This window comes from Thioalkalivibrio sp., from assembly GCF_041685615.1.
Lineage (GTDB): Bacteria > Pseudomonadota > Gammaproteobacteria > Ectothiorhodospirales > Ectothiorhodospiraceae > Thioalkalivibrio.
The window spans coordinates 1-17814 of the sequence record NZ_JAWLFK010000022.1; the positions used below are offsets into that span (position 1 = coordinate 1).

17 protein-coding genes are annotated in these 17814 nt (G+C 66.2%); 6 read left to right on the forward strand and 11 right to left on the reverse strand.

Annotation, left to right across the window (positions count from 1 at the left end; translation table 11 throughout):
• The 7 genes from ACESLR_RS06155 to ACESLR_RS06185 all read right to left on the reverse strand — a co-directional run.
• Positions 1 to 710 (reverse strand): AI-2E family transporter (locus ACESLR_RS06155; RefSeq protein ID WP_373025741.1); only part of this gene is annotated, 710 nt, incomplete at its 3' end.
• Between the two features lie 14 nt (positions 711 to 724).
• A complete protein-coding gene (locus ACESLR_RS06160; protein ID WP_373025743.1) occupies positions 725 to 958 on the reverse strand; it encodes a DUF3185 family protein in 234 nt (77 codons plus the stop codon).
• 299 nt (positions 959 to 1257) lie between these two features.
• A complete protein-coding gene (locus ACESLR_RS06165) occupies positions 1258 to 1530 on the reverse strand; it encodes a PRC-barrel domain-containing protein (protein ID WP_373025745.1) in 273 nt (90 codons plus the stop codon).
• Complete coding sequence (locus ACESLR_RS06170; protein ID WP_373025747.1) at positions 1527 to 1706, reverse strand: CsbD family protein; 180 nt, start codon at positions 1704 to 1706, stop codon at positions 1527 to 1529. The genes ACESLR_RS06165 and ACESLR_RS06170 overlap by 4 nt, the downstream gene beginning before the upstream one ends.
• 541 nt (positions 1707 to 2247) lie before the next feature.
• Complete coding sequence (locus ACESLR_RS06175; protein ID WP_373025748.1) at positions 2248 to 2796, reverse strand: PRC-barrel domain-containing protein; 549 nt, start codon at positions 2794 to 2796, stop codon at positions 2248 to 2250.
• Positions 2797 to 3255: 459 nt separating this feature from the next.
• Positions 3256 to 3837: a BLUF domain-containing protein gene (locus ACESLR_RS06180; RefSeq protein ID WP_373025749.1), complete on the reverse strand. Its 582-nt coding sequence runs from the start codon at positions 3835 to 3837 to the stop codon at positions 3256 to 3258.
• A 52-nt stretch (positions 3838 to 3889) separates the two neighbouring features.
• On the reverse strand, positions 3890 to 4741 hold the full coding sequence (locus ACESLR_RS06185) for an HDOD domain-containing protein (RefSeq protein WP_373025750.1): 852 nt from the start codon (positions 4739 to 4741) through the stop codon (positions 3890 to 3892).
• A 131-nt stretch (positions 4742 to 4872) separates the two neighbouring features.
• Between ACESLR_RS06185 and ACESLR_RS06190 the strand changes: the two genes are divergently transcribed.
• Positions 4873 to 5469, forward strand: coding sequence for an RNA ligase partner protein (locus tag ACESLR_RS06190; protein WP_373025751.1), 597 nt, complete (start codon positions 4873 to 4875; stop codon positions 5467 to 5469).
• Between the two features lie 12 nt (positions 5470 to 5481).
• On the opposite strand, the gene ACESLR_RS06195 is transcribed toward ACESLR_RS06190, so the two are convergent.
• From ACESLR_RS06195 to ACESLR_RS06205, 3 genes are read right to left on the reverse strand one after another with little or no spacing between them, the layout of a single operon-like run.
• Positions 5482 to 6585 (reverse strand): RNA ligase, encoded by a 1104-nt coding sequence (locus ACESLR_RS06195; RefSeq protein ID WP_373025753.1) that lies wholly within the window; start codon positions 6583 to 6585, stop codon positions 5482 to 5484.
• Positions 6582 to 8252 (reverse strand): Na/Pi cotransporter family protein, encoded by a 1671-nt coding sequence (locus ACESLR_RS06200; RefSeq protein WP_373066829.1) that lies wholly within the window; start codon positions 8250 to 8252, stop codon positions 6582 to 6584. Before ACESLR_RS06200 ends, ACESLR_RS06195 begins: the two co-directional genes overlap by 4 nt.
• Before the next feature lie 17 nt (positions 8253 to 8269).
• Positions 8270 to 9670 carry an MBL fold metallo-hydrolase RNA specificity domain-containing protein gene (locus ACESLR_RS06205; RefSeq protein ID WP_373066832.1) on the reverse strand — a complete coding sequence of 467 codons (1401 nt, stop codon included), beginning with the start codon at positions 9668 to 9670 and terminating at the stop codon, positions 8270 to 8272.
• Between the two features lie 200 nt (positions 9671 to 9870).
• Between ACESLR_RS06205 and ACESLR_RS06210 the strand changes: the two genes are divergently transcribed.
• The gene (locus ACESLR_RS06210; protein WP_373025763.1) at positions 9871 to 10296 is read left to right on the forward strand and encodes a YbhB/YbcL family Raf kinase inhibitor-like protein; all 426 of its coding nucleotides are present in this window, start codon (positions 9871 to 9873) and stop codon (positions 10294 to 10296) included.
• 34 nt (positions 10297 to 10330) lie between these two features.
• Positions 10331 to 11875 carry a BCCT family transporter gene (locus ACESLR_RS06215; RefSeq protein WP_373025759.1) on the forward strand — a complete coding sequence of 515 codons (1545 nt, stop codon included), beginning with the start codon at positions 10331 to 10333 and terminating at the stop codon, positions 11873 to 11875.
• 22 nt (positions 11876 to 11897) lie between these two features.
• On the opposite strand, the gene ACESLR_RS06220 is transcribed toward ACESLR_RS06215, so the two are convergent.
• Positions 11898 to 13022, reverse strand: coding sequence for a transporter substrate-binding domain-containing protein (locus ACESLR_RS06220; RefSeq protein ID WP_373025761.1), 1125 nt, complete (start codon positions 13020 to 13022; stop codon positions 11898 to 11900).
• Positions 13023 to 13106: 84 nt separating this feature from the next.
• Between ACESLR_RS06220 and ACESLR_RS06225 the strand changes: the two genes are divergently transcribed.
• The 3 genes from ACESLR_RS06225 (at position 13107) to lolA (ending at position 17710) form a co-directional block, all read left to right on the forward strand.
• Entirely contained in the window at positions 13107 to 14351 is a 1245-nt protein-coding gene (locus ACESLR_RS06225) for a methyltransferase domain-containing protein (RefSeq protein WP_373066836.1), read from the forward strand.
• A gap of 217 nt (positions 14352 to 14568) precedes the next feature.
• Complete coding sequence (locus ACESLR_RS06230) at positions 14569 to 16920, forward strand: DNA translocase FtsK (protein WP_373025467.1); 2352 nt, start codon at positions 14569 to 14571, stop codon at positions 16918 to 16920.
• A 136-nt stretch (positions 16921 to 17056) separates the two neighbouring features.
• Positions 17057 to 17710: an outer membrane lipoprotein chaperone LolA gene (gene lolA / locus ACESLR_RS06235; RefSeq protein ID WP_373025466.1), complete on the forward strand. Its 654-nt coding sequence runs from the start codon at positions 17057 to 17059 to the stop codon at positions 17708 to 17710.
• The last annotated feature ends 104 nt before the right edge of the window (positions 17711 to 17814 follow it).

Sequence of the window (17814 nt, forward strand, 5' to 3'; positions counted from 1 at the left end):
CCCACGAACACATCCATGAAATACAACACTTTCTGCCGAGTGCGATAGTGGAAGACGGATAACAGTTCGGACGCCGTTCCCCGGAGCACGTCACCGGAGAGCAGGGCGAAGAAGAGAAACAGAGGCACAAAGCTGACGGCCCCGAACACCCCTAAATAGGACATGACGGCCGTGCCAGCGCCGTCTCCAGAAGACTCGGAATTCTCCCCACTGCCACCTTCCATGCGGTCCGAAATCATGGAGCTGATTTCCGGGAAATAAAAGGAAAAGTCATCCTCCCAGCGCGCCAGTGTCTCGGGCAAAACCGTCATCAACCGGATGATCTGGGCGGTCAGGGTGGGGACAACCAAGAACAGCAGGCCGCCGACCCCAAGGAAGAAGATCGCCATCAACAGCATGATGGCCAGCCATCGGGGGAAACGAAGCCGGTTCTCGAGAAAATTGACGACAGGATAAAGCACCAACGCCAGGATGCCCGCGATGGAGAGCGACAGGAGGAGGTTGTAGAACGTATTCAGTATCCAGCCGAATGACCATGCGATGACGACGATCAGGGCGGCGAGAGTCACCAGGCTGAACAGGACCGCCGTGTAGCGAAACAAGCGAAGTTCAGCCGCCTTGAACAGCTCCTTGTCCGGACGTACCGAGACCCGGTCCTGACCCGTAGTCCTTGCCCCGCCACCCAGGGATTCCTCCGTGTCGTGGGGCATCGCGCATTCCTGCGTCAGGTGTTCGCTGACTTGCCGAAGAAAAGCAGTCCAACACCAGCCACTGTGGAAGCCGCGCCAAGCATCAGAAACCAGATGGTGGAATCAGTGAAGTTGCCGGTAACCGCCTCCGTCACCTGATCGCCCAGGCTTTGGGATGAACGATAGGCAAAGAAAAGCAGGATCAGGCCCACAACAATCAGGACCACGGCGAGGATCTTGCCAAGCGCCAGACTGTCACTCGTTGCCATTTTCGGTATCTCCAATGGATTGGTCGATACGGTTTTCGATATTCAGAGCAAGTGAATGGGGCTGGATTGCAGTGCGGGGCGCTCGACGCGATGTCATGCGCTTCAGCGGTTCGTCGGGACGGTGAATCCGCCCTGCCGGATCTGTTCGGGATCGACCACACTCACTCTTCAGCGTGAACCTCGCGCATTGCGATGGTCGACGGGTGAATACCACGTAAAGTCGCGGCCATATCCGTCCATTCACTACTGGCGAGCCCGGGTGCTTTCTCTAACCGGCCGAGTTCGACGTCAGGCATCGCTCACTGGTGTTCGCTGTCGTACTTCAAGGCCGTCCGAGCGATAGCGAATAAGCGATCACCCATGCCCAAAAAGCCGCCGGATGTCAGGACCACGTAACGAATTTTCCCCTCGCTCGTCTCCAGCATCACGTCGAGAATGTCGCCTAGCGTTTCCTCTCGCATGTTGCAGACTTCGTCGCCGGTGATCGTCCTTGCGCTCAACAGCGAGGGCTTGACAAATGGATTTTCGGAAGCTCCTTGGGCGGGTCTCGGGAAAGCGGCGGTACGGGTCATTTCGTTTTCTTCTTGGCGTCGCTCTTGATGTCTCCATACTTGGCCTGAGCCTTGCCGGCATGCTTCTCGGCTTTGCCCTTGTACTCGGTGCTCTTGTCGCCGGTTGCCTTGCCGGCAAGCTCCTCTACCTTTCCCTTCGCCTCTTTTCCATGACCTTTGGCTTGATCCTTGTTCATAAAATCATCTCCAGCTGGTAGAACCGTTCGGGCCCTGCCCCTTCCATGGATTCCAGGTAGAGGCAGAGTGACGCTTCAACGCTAGTGCAAGCCCTGTATCGCGTCTGTGCGCTGCACCACATATGGGGAAGCCGGGCAAGGGTCAGCAAACGTGGCGGTGGCAGCCGTCGCCGGGAGGCATGGACGGGTTGCGCTAGCCCGCGAGGGGTATGGGCTGTCACCGCCGGCTGAGATCGATGAGGTGCGCCGAGCGGGCCGTGTTTTCGGCTTTGTGGGGGCACGGCAAGCCGGCGGCTGACGGGGGCGAAGGAAAGATTGATCAGCGCTCCCTGGCGGTCAGGCGTCGCTGGCATCGAGGAGATGGAACCGGGGTCGACGCCGCAGGGGTGCGCCACGCAGCCGACAGAACCGGACAATCCAGGCAGCGGGCGACGCCGGTTGGTGGGATCGGGTGAACATGGGTCCGCGGGTGGCACAAGAAAGGCAGGGGCTTTCGCCCCTGCCTTCTAGTCATTCCACTACATGCGGGTCGTGCTGGGTGTCATTCGCGGCGTTCGAACTTCGGCGCAGAGCGCAGATCTTCACGGGTTACGTCGACGCGCAGGTCCCGATCATCCGCAGTGCCGGAAGTCGTGACGTGCCCCCAGCCAATGGCGACGTCTTTCTCGCCCATGCCCAGGAACCCACCAACGCCAACCACAATAGCCACGACCTGGCCGTTCTGATCAAGAATCAGATCCTCGATCGCGCCGAGTTCCTCGTCGCCGGTGGTCTCGACATCCATCCCGATCAACTCGCTCGCGTGCATGCCGTTGGCCGGCGCAGAGTCCATATACCCGCGACTTTGCATCCGCGCCTCTTCGCGGGCCTCCCCGCGTGTGGAGCGCTGTTCTTCCGCCTGTTCAGAGCCAGACTGTCCGGCGCGCTGGTCCTTGTCCGTAGATTGCGTAGCACCCTGGTCACGCTGAGTACTCTGTTCGTCGCGATCAGCGTCCTGCTCATCGTATTGTTGGGCCAGCACCGAACCCGCGCCGAGTGTGATGGCCGGGGTGACCAATGCGTAAAAGGCAAATGAATGTAGCTTGTTCATGTGAATCTCCTTCGAAACGGATATCCCGGTTTGGAAAAATGTCCGTTTTAGCGGCTTCATCAAAACCTGTCCTTCCTGGCGGCATTGCCGGGATGGGACTGAATCGCCACGTTGCAGCGGATTCAGGATGAAGGTCCAAACTAAGCTCGGGAGGGGACGCGGTCTGTTCGCTGGCACACGGATGGGGCGGTACTTGTGATTGGCGCGTGTCGAAACCGTGAAGGGGGCAGCGGCTCGCCGGACGTGAGGCATCAGGGAAATGGCTGATGCGACTCCGCGGTAGAAAGAGGCTGGTCCGTTGTGTGGTAGGCCGGAGGCGAGCCTTGGGGCCATGCGCGATGTAGCTGCGCCTGCCCGTGGCGGTGTGTCCGCGGGGTGCGGGGGGCCCGGGCGCCGGGTGCCATCGAAGCAGGCGACGCAACGCACGCCGTGGGCGGCATGCGGTCTCGGGTTGTCTCGCTAGCCGGCCAGCAGGAGGTAGGCGGTAGCCCCGATCATGCTGACCAGGATTGCGAGTGCGACCAGTCCAGCGCCGACGAACAGACGGTTGGTACCGCGGGCGGTGCCCTGTGGGCTGGCTTCTGCTGATCGCTCGGGTTCGGCAGGGGTGGTATCCCGACCGAGGTGCAGGAGGTCCAGCATCGCGTCGATGCGGTCGTTGTCGAAGGCGAACGGGTCGAACCGGCGTTGGCCGAAGCGTTGCAGCAGTTGGCGGACGTCCATTGCTGTCGGGACATATTTCATCGACCACTCGCCGAACCCCGGACTCTCCAGTGACTGCTCGCGCAGTACCCGAAGCTCCTCGTGGCGAGAATCACGGCGGATCCGGTCGACGGTTTCGTGCACGGCATCCGGGGCACCCTCCAGACACTGGAAGAAGTGCCCGTCACCGTAGTAGAGCGCGCCGACAACCCCGCTGCGCGGGTTGTTCCGGCGCGACTGCATCAGGATGCGACCGACTTCGGGTTCGACCCCCTGAAAGGACGTACTTTCGCGGAACGTGGCGCGCGAGGCATAGACGAGCTGGAGAATGGCGGGCATGCGGACGGCCTTCCGGGGAAGTAAGGAGAAGACCGCCCCCACCGGGCGGGGTTCACTCGATCATCTGGTTGACGTGTTCCAGGCCGATCGCGTCGTCTTCCCAGTTCAACCGGGTGGTACCGGGTTTGGCGGCCAGGCGGCGGATCGCCGCGACCGAGCCGCGGTCGATGGAGGCCAGGCGATGGCGCGTGGCGCTGTGGCTCTCGATGTTGGCGGCCTGCAAGATGTCGCTGTAGTTGACGGGTTCGCCTTCCTCGGGCTCGCGCTTGAGGTTCTCGTGTTCGGCCACCGCGCGGATGATCTCCGGCTCGAAGTTCCAGTTCTTCAGCATCGCGCGGCCAATGGCGACGTGCGCGGCATCGGCCGCGGCCTGCAGCGCGCGTGGGTCTTCGTAGATCTCGGGGGTCTTCTCCGCACGGCGCAGGATCGGGATCATGCCGATGTCGTGCACCAGCCCGGCGAGCAGCGCGGTGTCCGGGTCCAGGTGCGGGTGGCGGCGGGCCAGCAGGTAGCTGATGATCGCCACCTCCAGGCTGTGGTTCCACAGTTCCTCCATGCGCACGCGGATTGCCTCGTTGCCGCTCTGGAAGACCTCCTTCATGGACAGCGCGATGATCGTCTGGCGCGCGCGTTCCATGCCCAGGCGCGTGACGGCGGAGCGGATGGTGGCGCAGCGGGTCAGCCCGCGATAGGCCGGGCTGTTGGCATGGCGCACCAGGCGCGCGGCCAGGGCCGTGTCGCGCGAGATCAGATTGACCAGATCGGCGATGGAACTGGATTCGTCCTGGGTGATGAACAGGGCCTGCACGGAGACATCGGGCAGGGTCGGGATCTCGATCTGGTGACGTTCGAGGTCCTCGCGCAGGCGTTCCAGGAACTTTTCGACTTCCGCTCGGGTGGCCAAGGGCAATCCATGTCCGACTGGGAAATGACGGGGCGATTATGCCACAGGCGCCGTCCCGGGCGGTGCGGGAGCGGCTGGTTGACGGGCCGCCGGCCCCTGCCGATGATGAAGGAAGCCGACAGGAGGTCGTAATGCGCCGATTCGTGCTGGATACCAGTGTCTTTACCAACCCGCATGTGGCCGGGCAGTTCGGCGAGGACCCCGAGGATATCCTGCGGACCTTCCTCAACCTGGCACGCCATTGTCCCGCGGAATTCTATATGCCGCTGTCGGTGTACGAGGAGTTTCGCGGCATGCGCGATCTCGAGTCCCTGGCGGCCGATTTCGAGACGGTCGTCTGGGTGCGTTCGCCGCGCCGGTTTGCGCTGACGCTTCCGAGCGACATCCTCTATGAATTCATCGATGAGGTGCGCACCCGCATCGATCGCGGTCTGCGCATCGCCGAGGAACACACCCGCCAGGCGGGGGCGGCCGAATCGCTCAGGCCCGAGCTGATTACCCAGCTGCGCGAGCGTTTCCGCGAGGCGATGCGCAAGGGGCTGGTGGATTCGCGCGAGGACGTCGACGCCGTGCTGCTGGCGATGGAACTGGACGCCGAGCTGGCCAGCGCCGACGAGGGCATGCGCAAGCTGGGCAACCGCATGGGCATCAAGCTGGTCACCGCCGATTACCTGCGCCAGGTGATGGAGAATCTGGCCGAGTCAGGCGGCCGCTCGCGCGAGCCCTGAAGGCCGTCGGGCTCAGTCGTACTGCCGGTCGCCGGCCAGGGCCGAGGCCAGGGTACCGGTGATCCGGTCGAACAGGCGCTCGAACTCCAGCAGCCAGTAGCCGTTTTCTTCCTGGCGCGGCGTATCCGGCAGGAAGCGCACATGGCGCCCCCCGGTGGCCTGCATGTGATCGATGAACCGCTGGGCCCCGGCACGTTCGCGAAAGCGACAGCGGTAAGTGTGGCCGACGCGGCCCTCGCGCCGGCTCTTGTCCACCGCGGTCGCCAGCCCGGACAGCAGGGCCGCGCCCAGTTCGCGTTCCACGGCCGCGGGCTCCGCGGGCGGATGTTCCGCGAGGAAGATGGCCAGGCGGGTCAGGCGGTTGGTGAAGTACTCCGGCGGCAGGTCCAGAAGCTGCTCGGAACACACACGGATGTCGCTGATGCAGGAGCCCCCGGCCACGTACTTGGCGCGGTGCTCGCCATCCGCGGTCTTCAGTACCAGGCCCTCGGCACCCTCGGCATCCAGTTGCCGGATCAGGTGCCCCAGGGCCTCGGTGTCTTCGGGGGTGAACCGTCCGTGGAGCGGTGCCGGGGGCAGATGATGGCGCTTCAGCAGCGTAAACTTTTCCTCCTGTGGCACGAAGCCGGGCTGGCCCAGCCGCATCAGGTCGAACACGAACAAGCCGACATCGTCGGCGACGCGCGGGGTGGAACCCTCCAGATAGGGCGTGTCCGGTCCGGCAATTTCCGTACAGAGCACCAGATCGGGTTCCGCCTCGAACACGGCCAGATCCACGAAATCCGGCACCCGGTCAGTACTGAATGCACAGACAAACCCGCCCCGGCTGAAGGCGACGACCCGGCCTTCCCAGCGCAGGATGCGCACGTTGAAGCCGTCGATCTTCTCCTCCGCCCAGAACGGCTGATCGAACTGGCGCGGCAGCCCGGCCTCCAGCGACTGAATGCGCCCGATGGCCGGGTAGCCGGGGACCACCGAGCCATCCGGAAGCACCACAGAACCGCGTGGGTAGTGATTCACCGGCTCCAGCAGCCGGGCGTATTCCAGCCCGTCGAACATCAGGGGCTCGGCCCGGCGGGTCCTGATGGCGTCCTGCATCGCTTCGGCGTCGATCATGCGTTCTCCGGTTCCAGCGTCTTGCGCAGCCCCTGGATCTGGTCCTCCAAAGCCTCGGTGTGGCGGCGGGCCTTGTCGGCCTGGGTGACCAGGCGTCGCGCCATACTGATGATGCGGAGTTGGCGTTCCATCTCGGTCATGCTCAGCGAGCCGAAGGTGCCTTCGCGCAGGAGGGCCGCCTTCAGTTCGGCGTAGGCGGTCTCCACGGTGTCCACGGCCTCGGTCGCTGCGAGACCCCCGCCGTTCTCGTTCTCGAGGTTCGCCAGGTCCAGCGCGCGGATGACCTGTTCCTGCCAGGCGCGACGCTGTTCGCTGACGATCGGGCGCTCCTCGCCGGTGGAGTGGCGGCGGAGGTCGGCGATCTGCTCGGCCAGCACGGCGACCTCGCGGTGATACCGGGCCACGCGTACCGCTTCGGCGATGCCGTGCCCCACTGATTCGGGCATCGGGTGATTGGCGGTGCGGGAGGCGAAGTCGCTGATCGCCGTGGTCAGCTGCTCCACCGCGGCGCGCCGGGTGTCCAGTGTGCCCGCGGCCGGCGGCTCCGGGCGCAGCGCCTCCCGCGCGATGGAGTGGCTGATGTCGGCCAGGCGTTTGGTCTCCTGCAACAGTGACTGCAACGCCAGGTCCGGAACCCCGGTGCTGTGCTTGTCGAGAAAGCGTGGGCGGGCGATGTCTTCCTCCTCTGTGCGAAAGCGCGTCTGCAGGAAGCGGATCAACGGCGGGGTGACCGGGACCATCAACGCCACGCCCAGCAGGTTGAACGCGGTGTGGAACAGCGCCAGCAACACGGCCGGGGCCGGGGCCTCGCCGGTGCTGCCCCAGATCCAGGCGATCGCGGCCAGGAACCAGGGCAGGATCAGCAACGCGACAATCGCGGTCAGGCCGTTGAAGATCACGTGCGCGGCCGCGACGCGCTTGGCGTTCGGGGTGGCGCCAATGACGACCAGCAGGGCCTTGACCGTGGTGCCGAGGTTGGCGCCGATCACCGCGGCGGCTGCGGCCTCCAGCGGTACCGCGCCGCTCATCGCGGCGGTCAGGGCCATCGCCATTGACGCGGACGAACTCTGCATCAGCACGGTCAGCAGCGCGCCGATGCCGACCATGATCAACAGTCCGGCAAAGCCCGGCCGCGCCAGGGCGGAGAGGTCGAAGGTCGCGCTCAGACCCTCGAAGGTCTCGCGCAGTACATCGATCCCGAAGAACAGCAGGCCGAAGCCGGCCAGGGCCAGACCCAGGTAGCGCGGGCGTGCGGCCTTCATGAACAGGTAGAGCAGGGCGCCGATGCCGATGGCGGGGAGGGCGAAGGCCTCGATGCGGATGTTGAAACCGATCAGGGCGACCAGCCAGCCGGTCATGGTGGTGCCGACGTTGGACCCGAAGATCACCCAGACCGACTGGCCGAGCGTCAGCAGACCGGCATTGGCGAAGCCGATGGTGGCCACGGTCACCGCACTGGAAGACTGCACCAGGGCGGTCACGCCCATGCCGGACGCGAGCGCCCGCGGGCGTGTGCGGGTCCAGACGCCCAGGATGTGTTGCAGGGCCTTGCCGCCGGCGGTCTTCAGGCCGTCGGTCAGCAGGGTCATCCCGAGCAGGAACAGCCCGAGTCCGCCGAGGAAGCCGGCGATCAGGGCGTAGGTGCTGACGGCTTCGGCCTCCGGCATGACGTTGGGAGTCGGGGTCAGAGGGTGATGGTTTCACCGAAGGCCGGCACGTGGGCCTCGGCGCCCAGCTCGTCGCGCAGGCCGGCGGCCAGGGCCTCGCGTGCCTCCGGTTCGCCGTGGACCAGATGGAACACCGGCTGGTCGCGGAAGCCGCGCGCCCAGTCCAGTAGTTGAGTACGCCCGGCGTGGGCGGAGAAGCCGCCGAGCGTGTGCACCTTGGCGTTCACCGCGATCTCGTCGCCCAGCAACTTGACCCGCTTGGCGCCGTCCACCAGCCGCCGCCCCAGCGTGCCCGAGGCCTGGAAGCCAACAATCACCAGGTGGGACTCGCGGCGCCACAGGTTGTACTTCATGTGATGACGGATGCGCCCGCCGTTGCACATGCCGGCTCCGGCGATAATGATCGCGCCGCCGGTAATGCGGTTGATGGCCATGGACTCCTCGACCGTGCGGCAGACCTGCAACCCGGGCAGATAGCCGGCCGGGTTGCCGTTCGCGGCCTGGTGCAGGCGTTCCATGTCCTCGCTGTTGAGCGTCTTGCGCAGCCGGGCGTAGAGCTCGGTCACCTTGATCGCCATTGGGCTGTCGAGGAATATCGTTTGCTGCGGTAGACGCCCGGCGTGGTGAAGCATGCCCAGGTGATAGAGGACCTCCTGGGTGCGCCCGACCGCGAAGGCCGGGATCATCACGTTGCCGCCGCTGGCATCGGCCTCCGCGAGGATCTGCGCGAATTCCTCGATGGTCTCGTCCATCGGCCGGTGATCACGATTGCCGTAGGTGCTTTCCAGTAGCACGTGATTCGCGTGTTCCATCCGCGCGGGTTCGTGCATCAGCACGGCGTCGGGGTTGCCGAGGTCGCCGGAGAAGACCAGGTGCCGGTCACGCCCGCCAGACGGCACGATCAGGTCGACGATCGCGGAGCCGAGGATGTGCCCGGCATCCCGGAAGGTCAGCCGGATGTCGCCGGCAATGGTTTGCGTGTCGCCGTAGGGCACGGCCTTGCAGAGCCCCAGGGTGGTCGCGACGTCATCGATGTCGTAGATCGGCTCGACCAGGGGCTTGTCCGCCCGGCGGCGCCACTTGTTCTCCCACTCGATGTCCTTGCTCATCACGAACGCCGCGTCCTCGAGCATGATCTCGAGCAGCTCTTCGGTACCCGGTGTGCAGAAGATCGGGCCGCGGTAGCCGTCGCGCACCAGCTTGGGCAGCAGCCCCGAGTGGTCCAGGTGGCCGTGGGACAGGACAACGGCGTCGATCCGGCCGGCAAGCTCCGCCAGCGGCTCGCGGTTGGCCGCGTCGGCGTCATTGCCGCCCTGGTACAGACCGCATTCCAGCAGGACGCGGGTGTCGTCGGTCTCGAGGAGATACCGCGATCCGGTGACTTCGCCGGTCGCGCCCATGAAGGTAAGTTGTGCCATACCGCGAAGTGTACGCACGGGGCGGGATCGTTGCGCAACTGCGAAGGGATCGTTGACCGGGATCAATTCCGCCGGCGACCCGACTTCCCGACGGTTGACCCGCCGTCGACGGCGGGCGAGGCTGAGGCCGGTCGATCGGGTCCGATAGAGGAGACGAAGGAATGCGGCTGATCAGCCCGGCCTTTCAGGACGGCGAGGCGATGCCGGTTGAAACATCGGCTCGCGACGCGAACGAACTACCGCCACTGGAGATCCGGGATGTGCCGGATGCGGTGCGTAGCCTGGCGCTGGTCCTCGAGGATCTGGACTCGCCGCTGGGCGAGGTGACGCACTGGCTGGTCTGGAATCTGCCGCGTGATACCCACCGGGTGGATGCTCTCCATCTGCCGAGCAAGGGACGCGTGGGTCTGGATGCTTTCGGCAAGGTCGGTTATCTGGGCCCCATCCCGCCGGAGGGTTGCCACCGCTATCGCTTCCGCCTGCTGGCCCTGGACGCCGAACTGGATCTGGCGCCGGGTGCGACGCGCACCCAGTTCGATGCCGCGGCTGAGGGCCACGTGCTGGCCGAGGCCGAACTGACCGGGGCGTTGTGTGCCGCCACCCCGGACCCCGACGCGTCGAACTGACGTCCCTCCCCTGACCGCCACCCGACCGTTCACCATGAGTCAGTACCGCCCGGAAGCCTTCTTCTCGACAGTGAATCCCACGGTGTTCACCGCCTCCGCGATCATGGTCGTGGTGTTTATCACCTTCGGCGTAGCCTTTCCGTCCACTGCCAGCATGGTGTTCGATGGTATCCATGGGTTCATTACCGAGTATCTCGGCTGGGGCTACTTGGTGGTGGTCACGTTCTTTCTCGGGTTCCTGGTCTGGCTGGGGTTCAGCCGCTACGGCGCGATCCGGCTGGGGCAGCCGGACGACCGGCCGGAGTTCGGTTTTCCCGCCTGGTTCGCGATGCTGTTCTCGGCCGGCATGGGCATTGGTCTGGTGTTCTGGAGCGTGGCCGAGCCCATCCTGCACTATCAGCATCCACCGACGGGCGAGGGCGAGACCGACGAGGCGGCCGCTCAGGCGATGGTCTACAGCTTCTTCCACTGGGGACTGCATGCCTGGGCGGTGTACGTGGTGCTGGGGTTGTCAGTGGCATACTTCAGCTTTCGCCACCGCCTGCCGCTGACCATTCGCTCGATCTTCTATCCGCTGCTTGGGGATCGGATCTATGGCCCGATCGGGCACGTGATCGACATCCTGGCGGTGTTCGGTACCCTGTTCGGGCTGGCCACTTCGCTGGGCTTCGGCGCGATGCAGCTCAATACCGGGCTCAATGTGCTGGTCGACATGCCGGTCTCGCCCTGGTACCAGGTCGGCATTATCACTGCGATCACGGCTGTGGCCGTGCTGTCGGTAATGTCCGGGCTGGACCGCGGGCTGAAGTGGATCAGCATGTTCAACCTGGCGCTGGCAGCCAGCCTTTTGCTGTTCGTGCTGTTCGCCGGGCCGACGCTGTTCATTGTGCGCTTCTTTCTCGACTCGATCGGTGGCTATTTCCAGCAGTTGATCGAGCTCAGCGTGCACACCGACGCGGTCGGGGGCTCCGAGTGGCAGAAGGACTGGACCATGTTCTACTGGGCCTGGTGGATCGCCTGGTCGCCGTTCGTGGGCATCTTCATCGCGCGTATCTCGCGCGGGCGCACCATCCGCGAGTTCATCGTCGGTGTGCTCGCCATGTCCACACTGTTCGTGTTCGCCTGGCTCGCGATCTTTGGCGGCACTGCGCTGCACTTGGAGCTGTTCGACGAGGGCGCGGGAATTGCCTCGGCGGTTGCCGAGGACACCACTATCGCGCTGTACGCGACCCTGGCGCAGTTGCCGTGGACCACCCTCGCCTCGGGGATTGCAACGCTGTTGATCGCGACATACTTCATCACTTCTTCGGACTCCGGCACCTACGTGGTGGATGCACTGATCTCGCGCGGTTCGAAGCGCTCGCCCAGGCGCCAGCGCGTGATCTGGGGCATCACCGAGGGGGCGGTGGCCGCGACCCTGCTGATCGTCGGCGGAGAGCGTGCGCTGGACAGCCTGCAGACCGGTTCGCTGACCGCCGGGCTGCCGGTCGCGATCATCCTGGTCTTCTGCTGCATCAGTCTGATGCGCGCGCTAAGTCGCGAGTACCGGGTCGAGGGCGTGGAGCCGCCCTGGCGCTGACAGGCGCCCCGTGCGCCCGATGTCAATTCCCGAGGTAGCGCCGTAGCACCCGCTGCCATTCGTCGGACTCCAGAATTTCGAGGATGGCGACGTTCATTGGGGCGCGCAGCGGCGAGCCCTGGGGCAGGGCCAGGGCATAGTCCTGACGCAGGAACTCGACCGGCAGGACCTCCAGTTGTCCCGCAAAGTGCTCGCGTACCTGATAGCGCAGCAGCGGGGCGTCGTAGACCATTGCGTCGGCACGTCCCTCGGCGACCGCACCCAGCGCTGCAACCAGGTCTGCGTGCTCGCGGTAGGCGAAGCCCTGTTCGTCCAGCCAGGCGGCGGCGCTGGAGCCGCCGATGGTGGCGATGCGCTGGCCCTCCAGGTCGGAGACGTTCTGGATGCCGGTATCCAGCGAGCTGACAGTCAAGGTGGTGGCGATCGCGGCGGTGAAGGTGGAGACCAGGATCAGCGCGGCAAACATCCAGACCAGCGCGATTGCGCGGCCGGGCAGGGTGCGTGGAGCCTTGTCACCATAGCCGACCGTGGTCATGGTGACGGCGGCCCACCAGAAGGCCGAGCCCAGCCCCTGTGCGGCACTGCCGCCGAACTCGTCGGCGTTGCGCCGGCGCTCGAACAACCACAGCAGGGCGCCGACCAGCAGGAGCAGGCCGGCGAGCGCGAGGATGATCACCAGGAAGGGCACCGAGATGAATGCCCGCAGGGCGCCGGCGACCGGATTGCCCTGCTGGGGCACGGCAATGGACAGCCCGGTGCTGTAGTACGGATGGGTGAAGTCGACACGTCCGGCACGCTCGGCGGTCGCGGTAAGGGCCGCGACCGAGACATCGATGCGGTCGTCTCCCACGCCCTCGATCAGCCCCTCGAGACTGGTCTCCCGGTATTCGTAATCCAGTTCCATCCGTTCCGCGATCCGTTCCCATAGCTCGATCGCGATGCCGGTCGGGGCCGCGTCGGGTGCGTCCGGGGCGATCACGAACGGCGGTACGAAGCGGGTCCCCACGCGCAGGGGTGAGTCGGCGTCGACGCCGCTGGCCCCGTTCTCCTGGGCCTGGGCAGACGGCATGGCCAGCACAGTGGGCAACAGGAAGAGTACGCCCGCCAGGAGGGCTGTAAACGGGAGCGAGCAGTGGGTGCGGGACATGCGGGCATCCGGTGGGGCTAGCCCGTACCATAACCGGAAGACCGACAGTGAGGCAGTCTCAAGAGTTGCTCCGGGAGGGCGTTCATGCGGGATCCATTCGCCGATCCGGCCGACACGGAAGCGCAGCCGAAGCAGGGTGGGGCGCTGGATGCCGGGTTCATGCTGGACTGGGCGAGTGCCGAAGCCCGTCACCGGGAGTGTCTGTTTCTGCCGTGGCTGGAGCCGGAACGGGACCGCTGGCCGGGCGATCTCGGCGCCGCCCTGCGTGGGCTGGGTGTGGGGCAGGGGCATGAGGCCTCGCGCGAGGCCGCCGCGGGCCTGGTCCCGCATGAGGAGGCGGTCGGCGTGCTCGAGCTCCCGGCGTCGGCGTTCAATCGCGGCCTGCGCCGGCACCGCCGGGTGGAGCCCCGTGCGGGACGCTTCTACCCACGTGCGTTCATTGCCGGCCACGCGGGGATCGAGGCCGGGGATCGCGAGTTGTTCCGGGTCGGGGCGCTGGAGGAGGACCGCCTGGTGGCGGATCTGAACCATCCACTGGCGGACCATGAGCTGCGGTTGCAGGCGCGGGTTATGGCCCGCCACGCCCACGGGCGTGATGACGACCGGTCGGTGAATATCGCCCGGCTGCTGACGGCCCGGGGGCCGGGCATGCAGGCGCGCTGGCGCGGCCGGCCGACCGACTTCTGGACCGGCGGTGCACTGGAGCGGGAGGATCCGGATCGCGATGCGGTGTTCTATGCCGCACCGCGCCGGGTGCACCACCTGGATGCCACCGCGCGGGCCGAGATTGCCGCGCTGTATGGCGCCTGCATACCGCCCGGTGCGCGGGTGCTCGACCTGATGAGCAGCTGGGAGTCGCACCTGGACCGGGTGGAGACGCCGGAAGCGGTGATCGGGTTGGGCATGAACGCGCAGGAACTGGCGGACAACCCCCGCCTGGCGTCCGCCCATGTGCAGGACCTCAATGTGTGGCCCGGGTTGCCCTATTCACCGGGGAGCTTCGACGCCGTGGCCTGTACCGCGTCGGTCGAGTATCTGACGCAGCCGGAGGCGGTGTTCCAAGCGGTACGTGAGGTGTTGAGACCGGGCGGGGTGTTCGTGGTGACCTTCTCCGACCGCTGCTTCCCGACCAAGGCGATCGCGGTCTGGGAACGCCTCTACGACTTCGAGCGCATGGGGCTGGTGCTGGACCTGTTCCTGCGCGCTGGTTTCGCGGATCTCGCGACCTTTTCCCTGCGTGGCCTGCCGCGGCCGGCGGATGACCCGTACGCCGGGCGGCTGGACCATGCGGACCCGGTATTTGCCGTATGGGGATATCGGCGAGACTGAGGGGTCTGTTTCCCGCGCGGCCCGCGCCGGGCCTCGCGGGCGAGTCCGCCCCCTCACGATCCCAGGGCTCGGCGTGCGGAGGCAGCCGGGCTGGAGACGGCCGGACCGGACGTGGTTCTCGGGCCGGGCAGGCCTGGCCCCACGAAGAAGGCGTTAACCGGTAAACTGCGGCGTGATTCGAGATGCCCGCGTCGCGGGCCGGACCAGTGGGGAGCGCATGGCCGCAAGCAAGGCCAAATCCGGAGGCAAGGGTGCAAAGGGTGCCAAGAGCGGGAAGGCAGCAGAGCCGGCAGCCCCTCCGAGCCTGAGCGGACAGCTGCTGCGCGGGCTGCGCGAGGGTGCGCTGCTGATCTTCGGCATGCTGGCGCTGTATCTGCTCGTGGCGCTGGCGAGCTATCACCCGGGCGATGCGGCCTGGTCGACCACCGGCGACGGCGAGGGCGTGCGCAACCTTGGTGGCACCACCGGGGCCTGGTTCGCGGATATTGCCTTTCACCTGCTGGGCTACCTGGCCTACCTGATTCCGCTGGCAGTCGCGGGTATTGGCTGGTGGTTGTTCCGGCATCGCCGCGAGGCCCAGATCGCCAGCCCCATGGAGCTCACCGTGCGCGGTCTGGCGCTGATCGTCGCGCTGATCGCCGGTTCCGCGCTGGCGGCCTTGCACCTGATGCCGGGCGGAATGCCGGTGCATGCTGGCGGCATCCTGGGGGACCTGTTCGGCGGCTGGGCCGTGGCCGGCCTGAGCCTGGTGGGGGGCACGCTGGTCCTGCTGGCCCTGTTCCTCGCGGGGGTGACGCTGTTCACCGGGTTGTCCTGGTTCCTGCTGATGGATCGCCTCGGCCAGCTGGCCGTGCGCGGCTGGGAGCGCGCCCGGGCGATGATCGACTCCGCCCGCGACCGTCGCATTGGTGCCCGCGAGCGCGCCGAGCGCGAGACCCGGGTGGAGAAGGAGCGCAAGCGCACCGAGAAGCGGCCGCCCTCGCGGGTGGAGCCGCGCATCGAGACGCCGCCGCCCAGCCCGCGGGTGCAGAAGGAGAAACAGGTCCCGCTGTTCACCGAGGGCGCGGGTGCGGATCCCCGCCCGCCGCTGTCCCTGCTGGACGAGGGGCCGCCGCCGCCCGACGGATTCTCCGAGGAGTCGCTGCAGGCGCTCTCCCGCCTGGTGGAACTGAAGCTGAAGGACTTCGGCGTGGAGGTCGAGGTGGTCGCGGTGCAGCCGGGCCCGGTCATCACCCGCTTCGAGCTGCAGCCGGCTGCCGGGGTGAAGGCCTCGCGCATCTCCGGGCTTTCCACCGATCTCGCGCGGTCGCTGTCGGTGATCGCGGTGCGCATCGTCGAGGTGATCCCGGGCAAGTCCACGGTGGGGCTGGAGATCCCCAACGAGAATCGCGAGATCGTGGCCCTGTCGGAGATCCTGCGCTCGGATCTGTTCGACTCGAACAAGTCGCCGCTGACCATGGCGCTGGGCAAGGACATCGGCGGCGGGCCGGTGATGGCCGATCTGGCGAAGATGCCGCATCTGCTCGTGGCCGGGACGACCGGCTCCGGGAAGTCGGTCGGTGTCAACGCGATGCTGCTGTCGCTCTTGTACAAGTCCACGCCGGACGACGTGCGCCTGATCCTGATCGATCCGAAGATGCTGGAACTGTCGGTGTACGAGGGCATCCCGCATCTGCTGTGCCCGGTGGTTACCGACATGAAGGACGCCTCCAATGCCCTGCGCTGGGCGGTGGCGGAGATGGAACGGCGCTACAAGCTGATGTCGGCGATGGGCGTGCGCAACATCGGCGGCTTCAACAAGAAGGTGCGCGATGCCCAGGCTACCGGCGAGCCGCTGAAGGACCCTTTGTTCAAGCCGGAGGAAGCGATCACCGAGACCGAGGCGCCGGCACTGGAGCCGCTGCCGTTCATCGTGATCGTGGTCGACGAGTTCGCCGACATGATGATGGTGGTGGGCAAGAAGGTGGAGGAACTGATCGCGCGCCTGGCGCAGAAGGCCCGCGCCGCAGGGATTCACCTGATCCTGGCCACCCAGCGCCCGTCGGTGGATGTCATTACCGGCCTGATCAAGGCCAACATCCCCAGCCGAATCGCCTTCCAGGTCTCCTCGCGCGTGGACTCCCGAACCATCCTGGACCAGATGGGCGCGGAACACCTGCTGGGCCATGGCGACATGCTCTACCTGCCGCCTGGCAAGGCGATGCCCGAGCGCGTACATGGGGCCTTCGTCGGCGACAACGAGGTGCATCAGGTGGTCGAGTACCTGAAGTCCACCGGGGAGCCGGACTACAACGAGGCCATCCTCGACGAGCCCGAGGCGGGTGCGGCCAGCATCCCCGGGCTGGAGTCGCCCGACGGGGGCGAGAGCGAGTCGGACCCGCTCTATGACCAGGCCGTGCAGGTGGTCATCGAGTCGCGCAAGGCCTCGATCTCGTTCGTCCAGCGCCGGCTCAAGATCGGTTACAACCGGGCCGCGCGCATGGTCGAGGACATGGAGGCGGCCGGTCTGGTCAGCCCGGTGCAGTCGAACGGCAACCGCGAGGTCCTGGTACCCGGCCCGAACGACTGAGCGCCCCGAACCAGAGGACATGAATGGTGTCCATGTCCCTGACCGCGTGACGCGGTTCGTCATCCCTGAACAACACATTCACGCCCGGTTAAGCGACCGGGCGCAGGATCCTTGCAACGACCCAACTGGAGTTCGCATGAAGCCTCGCTCCCCTTCGCGCCTGTTGCTGGCCCTCGTGGCCGCAGTTTTCCTGGTTGCCGGGCCGATTCAGGCCGCCGAACCCGCCACGGATGCCCGCGTCGCGCTGGATCACTTTGTCTCCGGTCTGGAAACCTTTTCCGCCGACTTCACCCAGACCGTGCGCGATGACACGGGCTACGTGCTGCAGGAGTCCGACGGCCGCATGCAGCTGGGCATGCCCAACCGGCTTCACTGGGAGGTCACCGAGCCGTTCCCGCAGACCATCGTATCCGATGGGCAGGAGCTATGGATGTACGACCCCGACCTGTCGCAGGCCACCGTGCGCCCGCTGGGGGATGCCTTCGATGCCACGCCGATCGCCGCGATTACTCAGCCGGAGCGCCTGGACGAACACTTCCGCATGTCGCTTCGCCCGGTGCCGGGCGGTGACGCCCTGCGCCTGGTGCTGGTGCCGCGCAACGAGCAGGCCGACTTCACCAGCCTGGATCTGGATCTGACCGCGGAGGGCGACCTGAGCCGCATGGCCTTCCGCGACATCTTCGGCCAGGAGACCGTGATCCGCTTCCACGAGACCGAACGCAACGCCGAGCTCGACCCGGGCGTGTTCACCTTCGACCCGCCATCCGGGACCGACATCTACCGGCCCTGAACGCATCCCGTCCACGCTTTGTTTCTTGCGCAGAAACGAACGAGGTCAAGGGCGATTCACAGGAAGACAGGAAGACAGGAAGACAGGAAGATCGGAAGGGTCCT

Coding starts and splice junctions, on each gene's coding strand:
- ACESLR_RS06220 (WP_373025761.1), bottom strand. CDS start 13,022: ATGTCCCGCACCCACTGCTCGCTCCCGTTTACAGCCCTCCTGGCGGGC.
- ACESLR_RS06205 (WP_373066832.1), bottom strand. CDS start 9,670: ATGGCACAACTTACCTTCATGGGCGCGACCGGCGAAGTCACCGGATCG.
- ACESLR_RS06180 (WP_373025749.1), bottom strand. CDS start 3,837: ATGCCCGCCATTCTCCAGCTCGTCTATGCCTCGCGCGCCACGTTCCGC.
- ACESLR_RS06170 (WP_373025747.1), bottom strand. CDS start 1,706: ATGAACAAGGATCAAGCCAAAGGTCATGGAAAAGAGGCGAAGGGAAAG.
- lolA (WP_373025466.1), top strand. CDS start 17,057: ATGAAGCCTCGCTCCCCTTCGCGCCTGTTGCTGGCCCTCGTGGCCGCA.
- ACESLR_RS06215 (WP_373025759.1), top strand. CDS start 10,331: ATGAGTCAGTACCGCCCGGAAGCCTTCTTCTCGACAGTGAATCCCACG.
- ACESLR_RS06160 (WP_373025743.1), bottom strand. CDS start 958: ATGGCAACGAGTGACAGTCTGGCGCTTGGCAAGATCCTCGCCGTGGTC.
- ACESLR_RS06195 (WP_373025753.1), bottom strand. CDS start 6,585: ATGATCGACGCCGAAGCGATGCAGGACGCCATCAGGACCCGCCGGGCC.
- ACESLR_RS06165 (WP_373025745.1), bottom strand. CDS start 1,530: ATGACCCGTACCGCCGCTTTCCCGAGACCCGCCCAAGGAGCTTCCGAA.
- ACESLR_RS06230 (WP_373025467.1), top strand. CDS start 14,569: ATGGCCGCAAGCAAGGCCAAATCCGGAGGCAAGGGTGCAAAGGGTGCC.
- ACESLR_RS06210 (WP_373025763.1), top strand. CDS start 9,871: ATGCCGGTTGAAACATCGGCTCGCGACGCGAACGAACTACCGCCACTG.
- ACESLR_RS06200 (WP_373066829.1), bottom strand. CDS start 8,252: ATGCCGGAGGCCGAAGCCGTCAGCACCTACGCCCTGATCGCCGGCTTC.
- ACESLR_RS06190 (WP_373025751.1), top strand. CDS start 4,873: ATGCGCCGATTCGTGCTGGATACCAGTGTCTTTACCAACCCGCATGTG.
- ACESLR_RS06225 (WP_373066836.1), top strand. CDS start 13,107: ATGCGGGATCCATTCGCCGATCCGGCCGACACGGAAGCGCAGCCGAAG.
- ACESLR_RS06175 (WP_373025748.1), bottom strand. CDS start 2,796: ATGAACAAGCTACATTCATTTGCCTTTTACGCATTGGTCACCCCGGCC.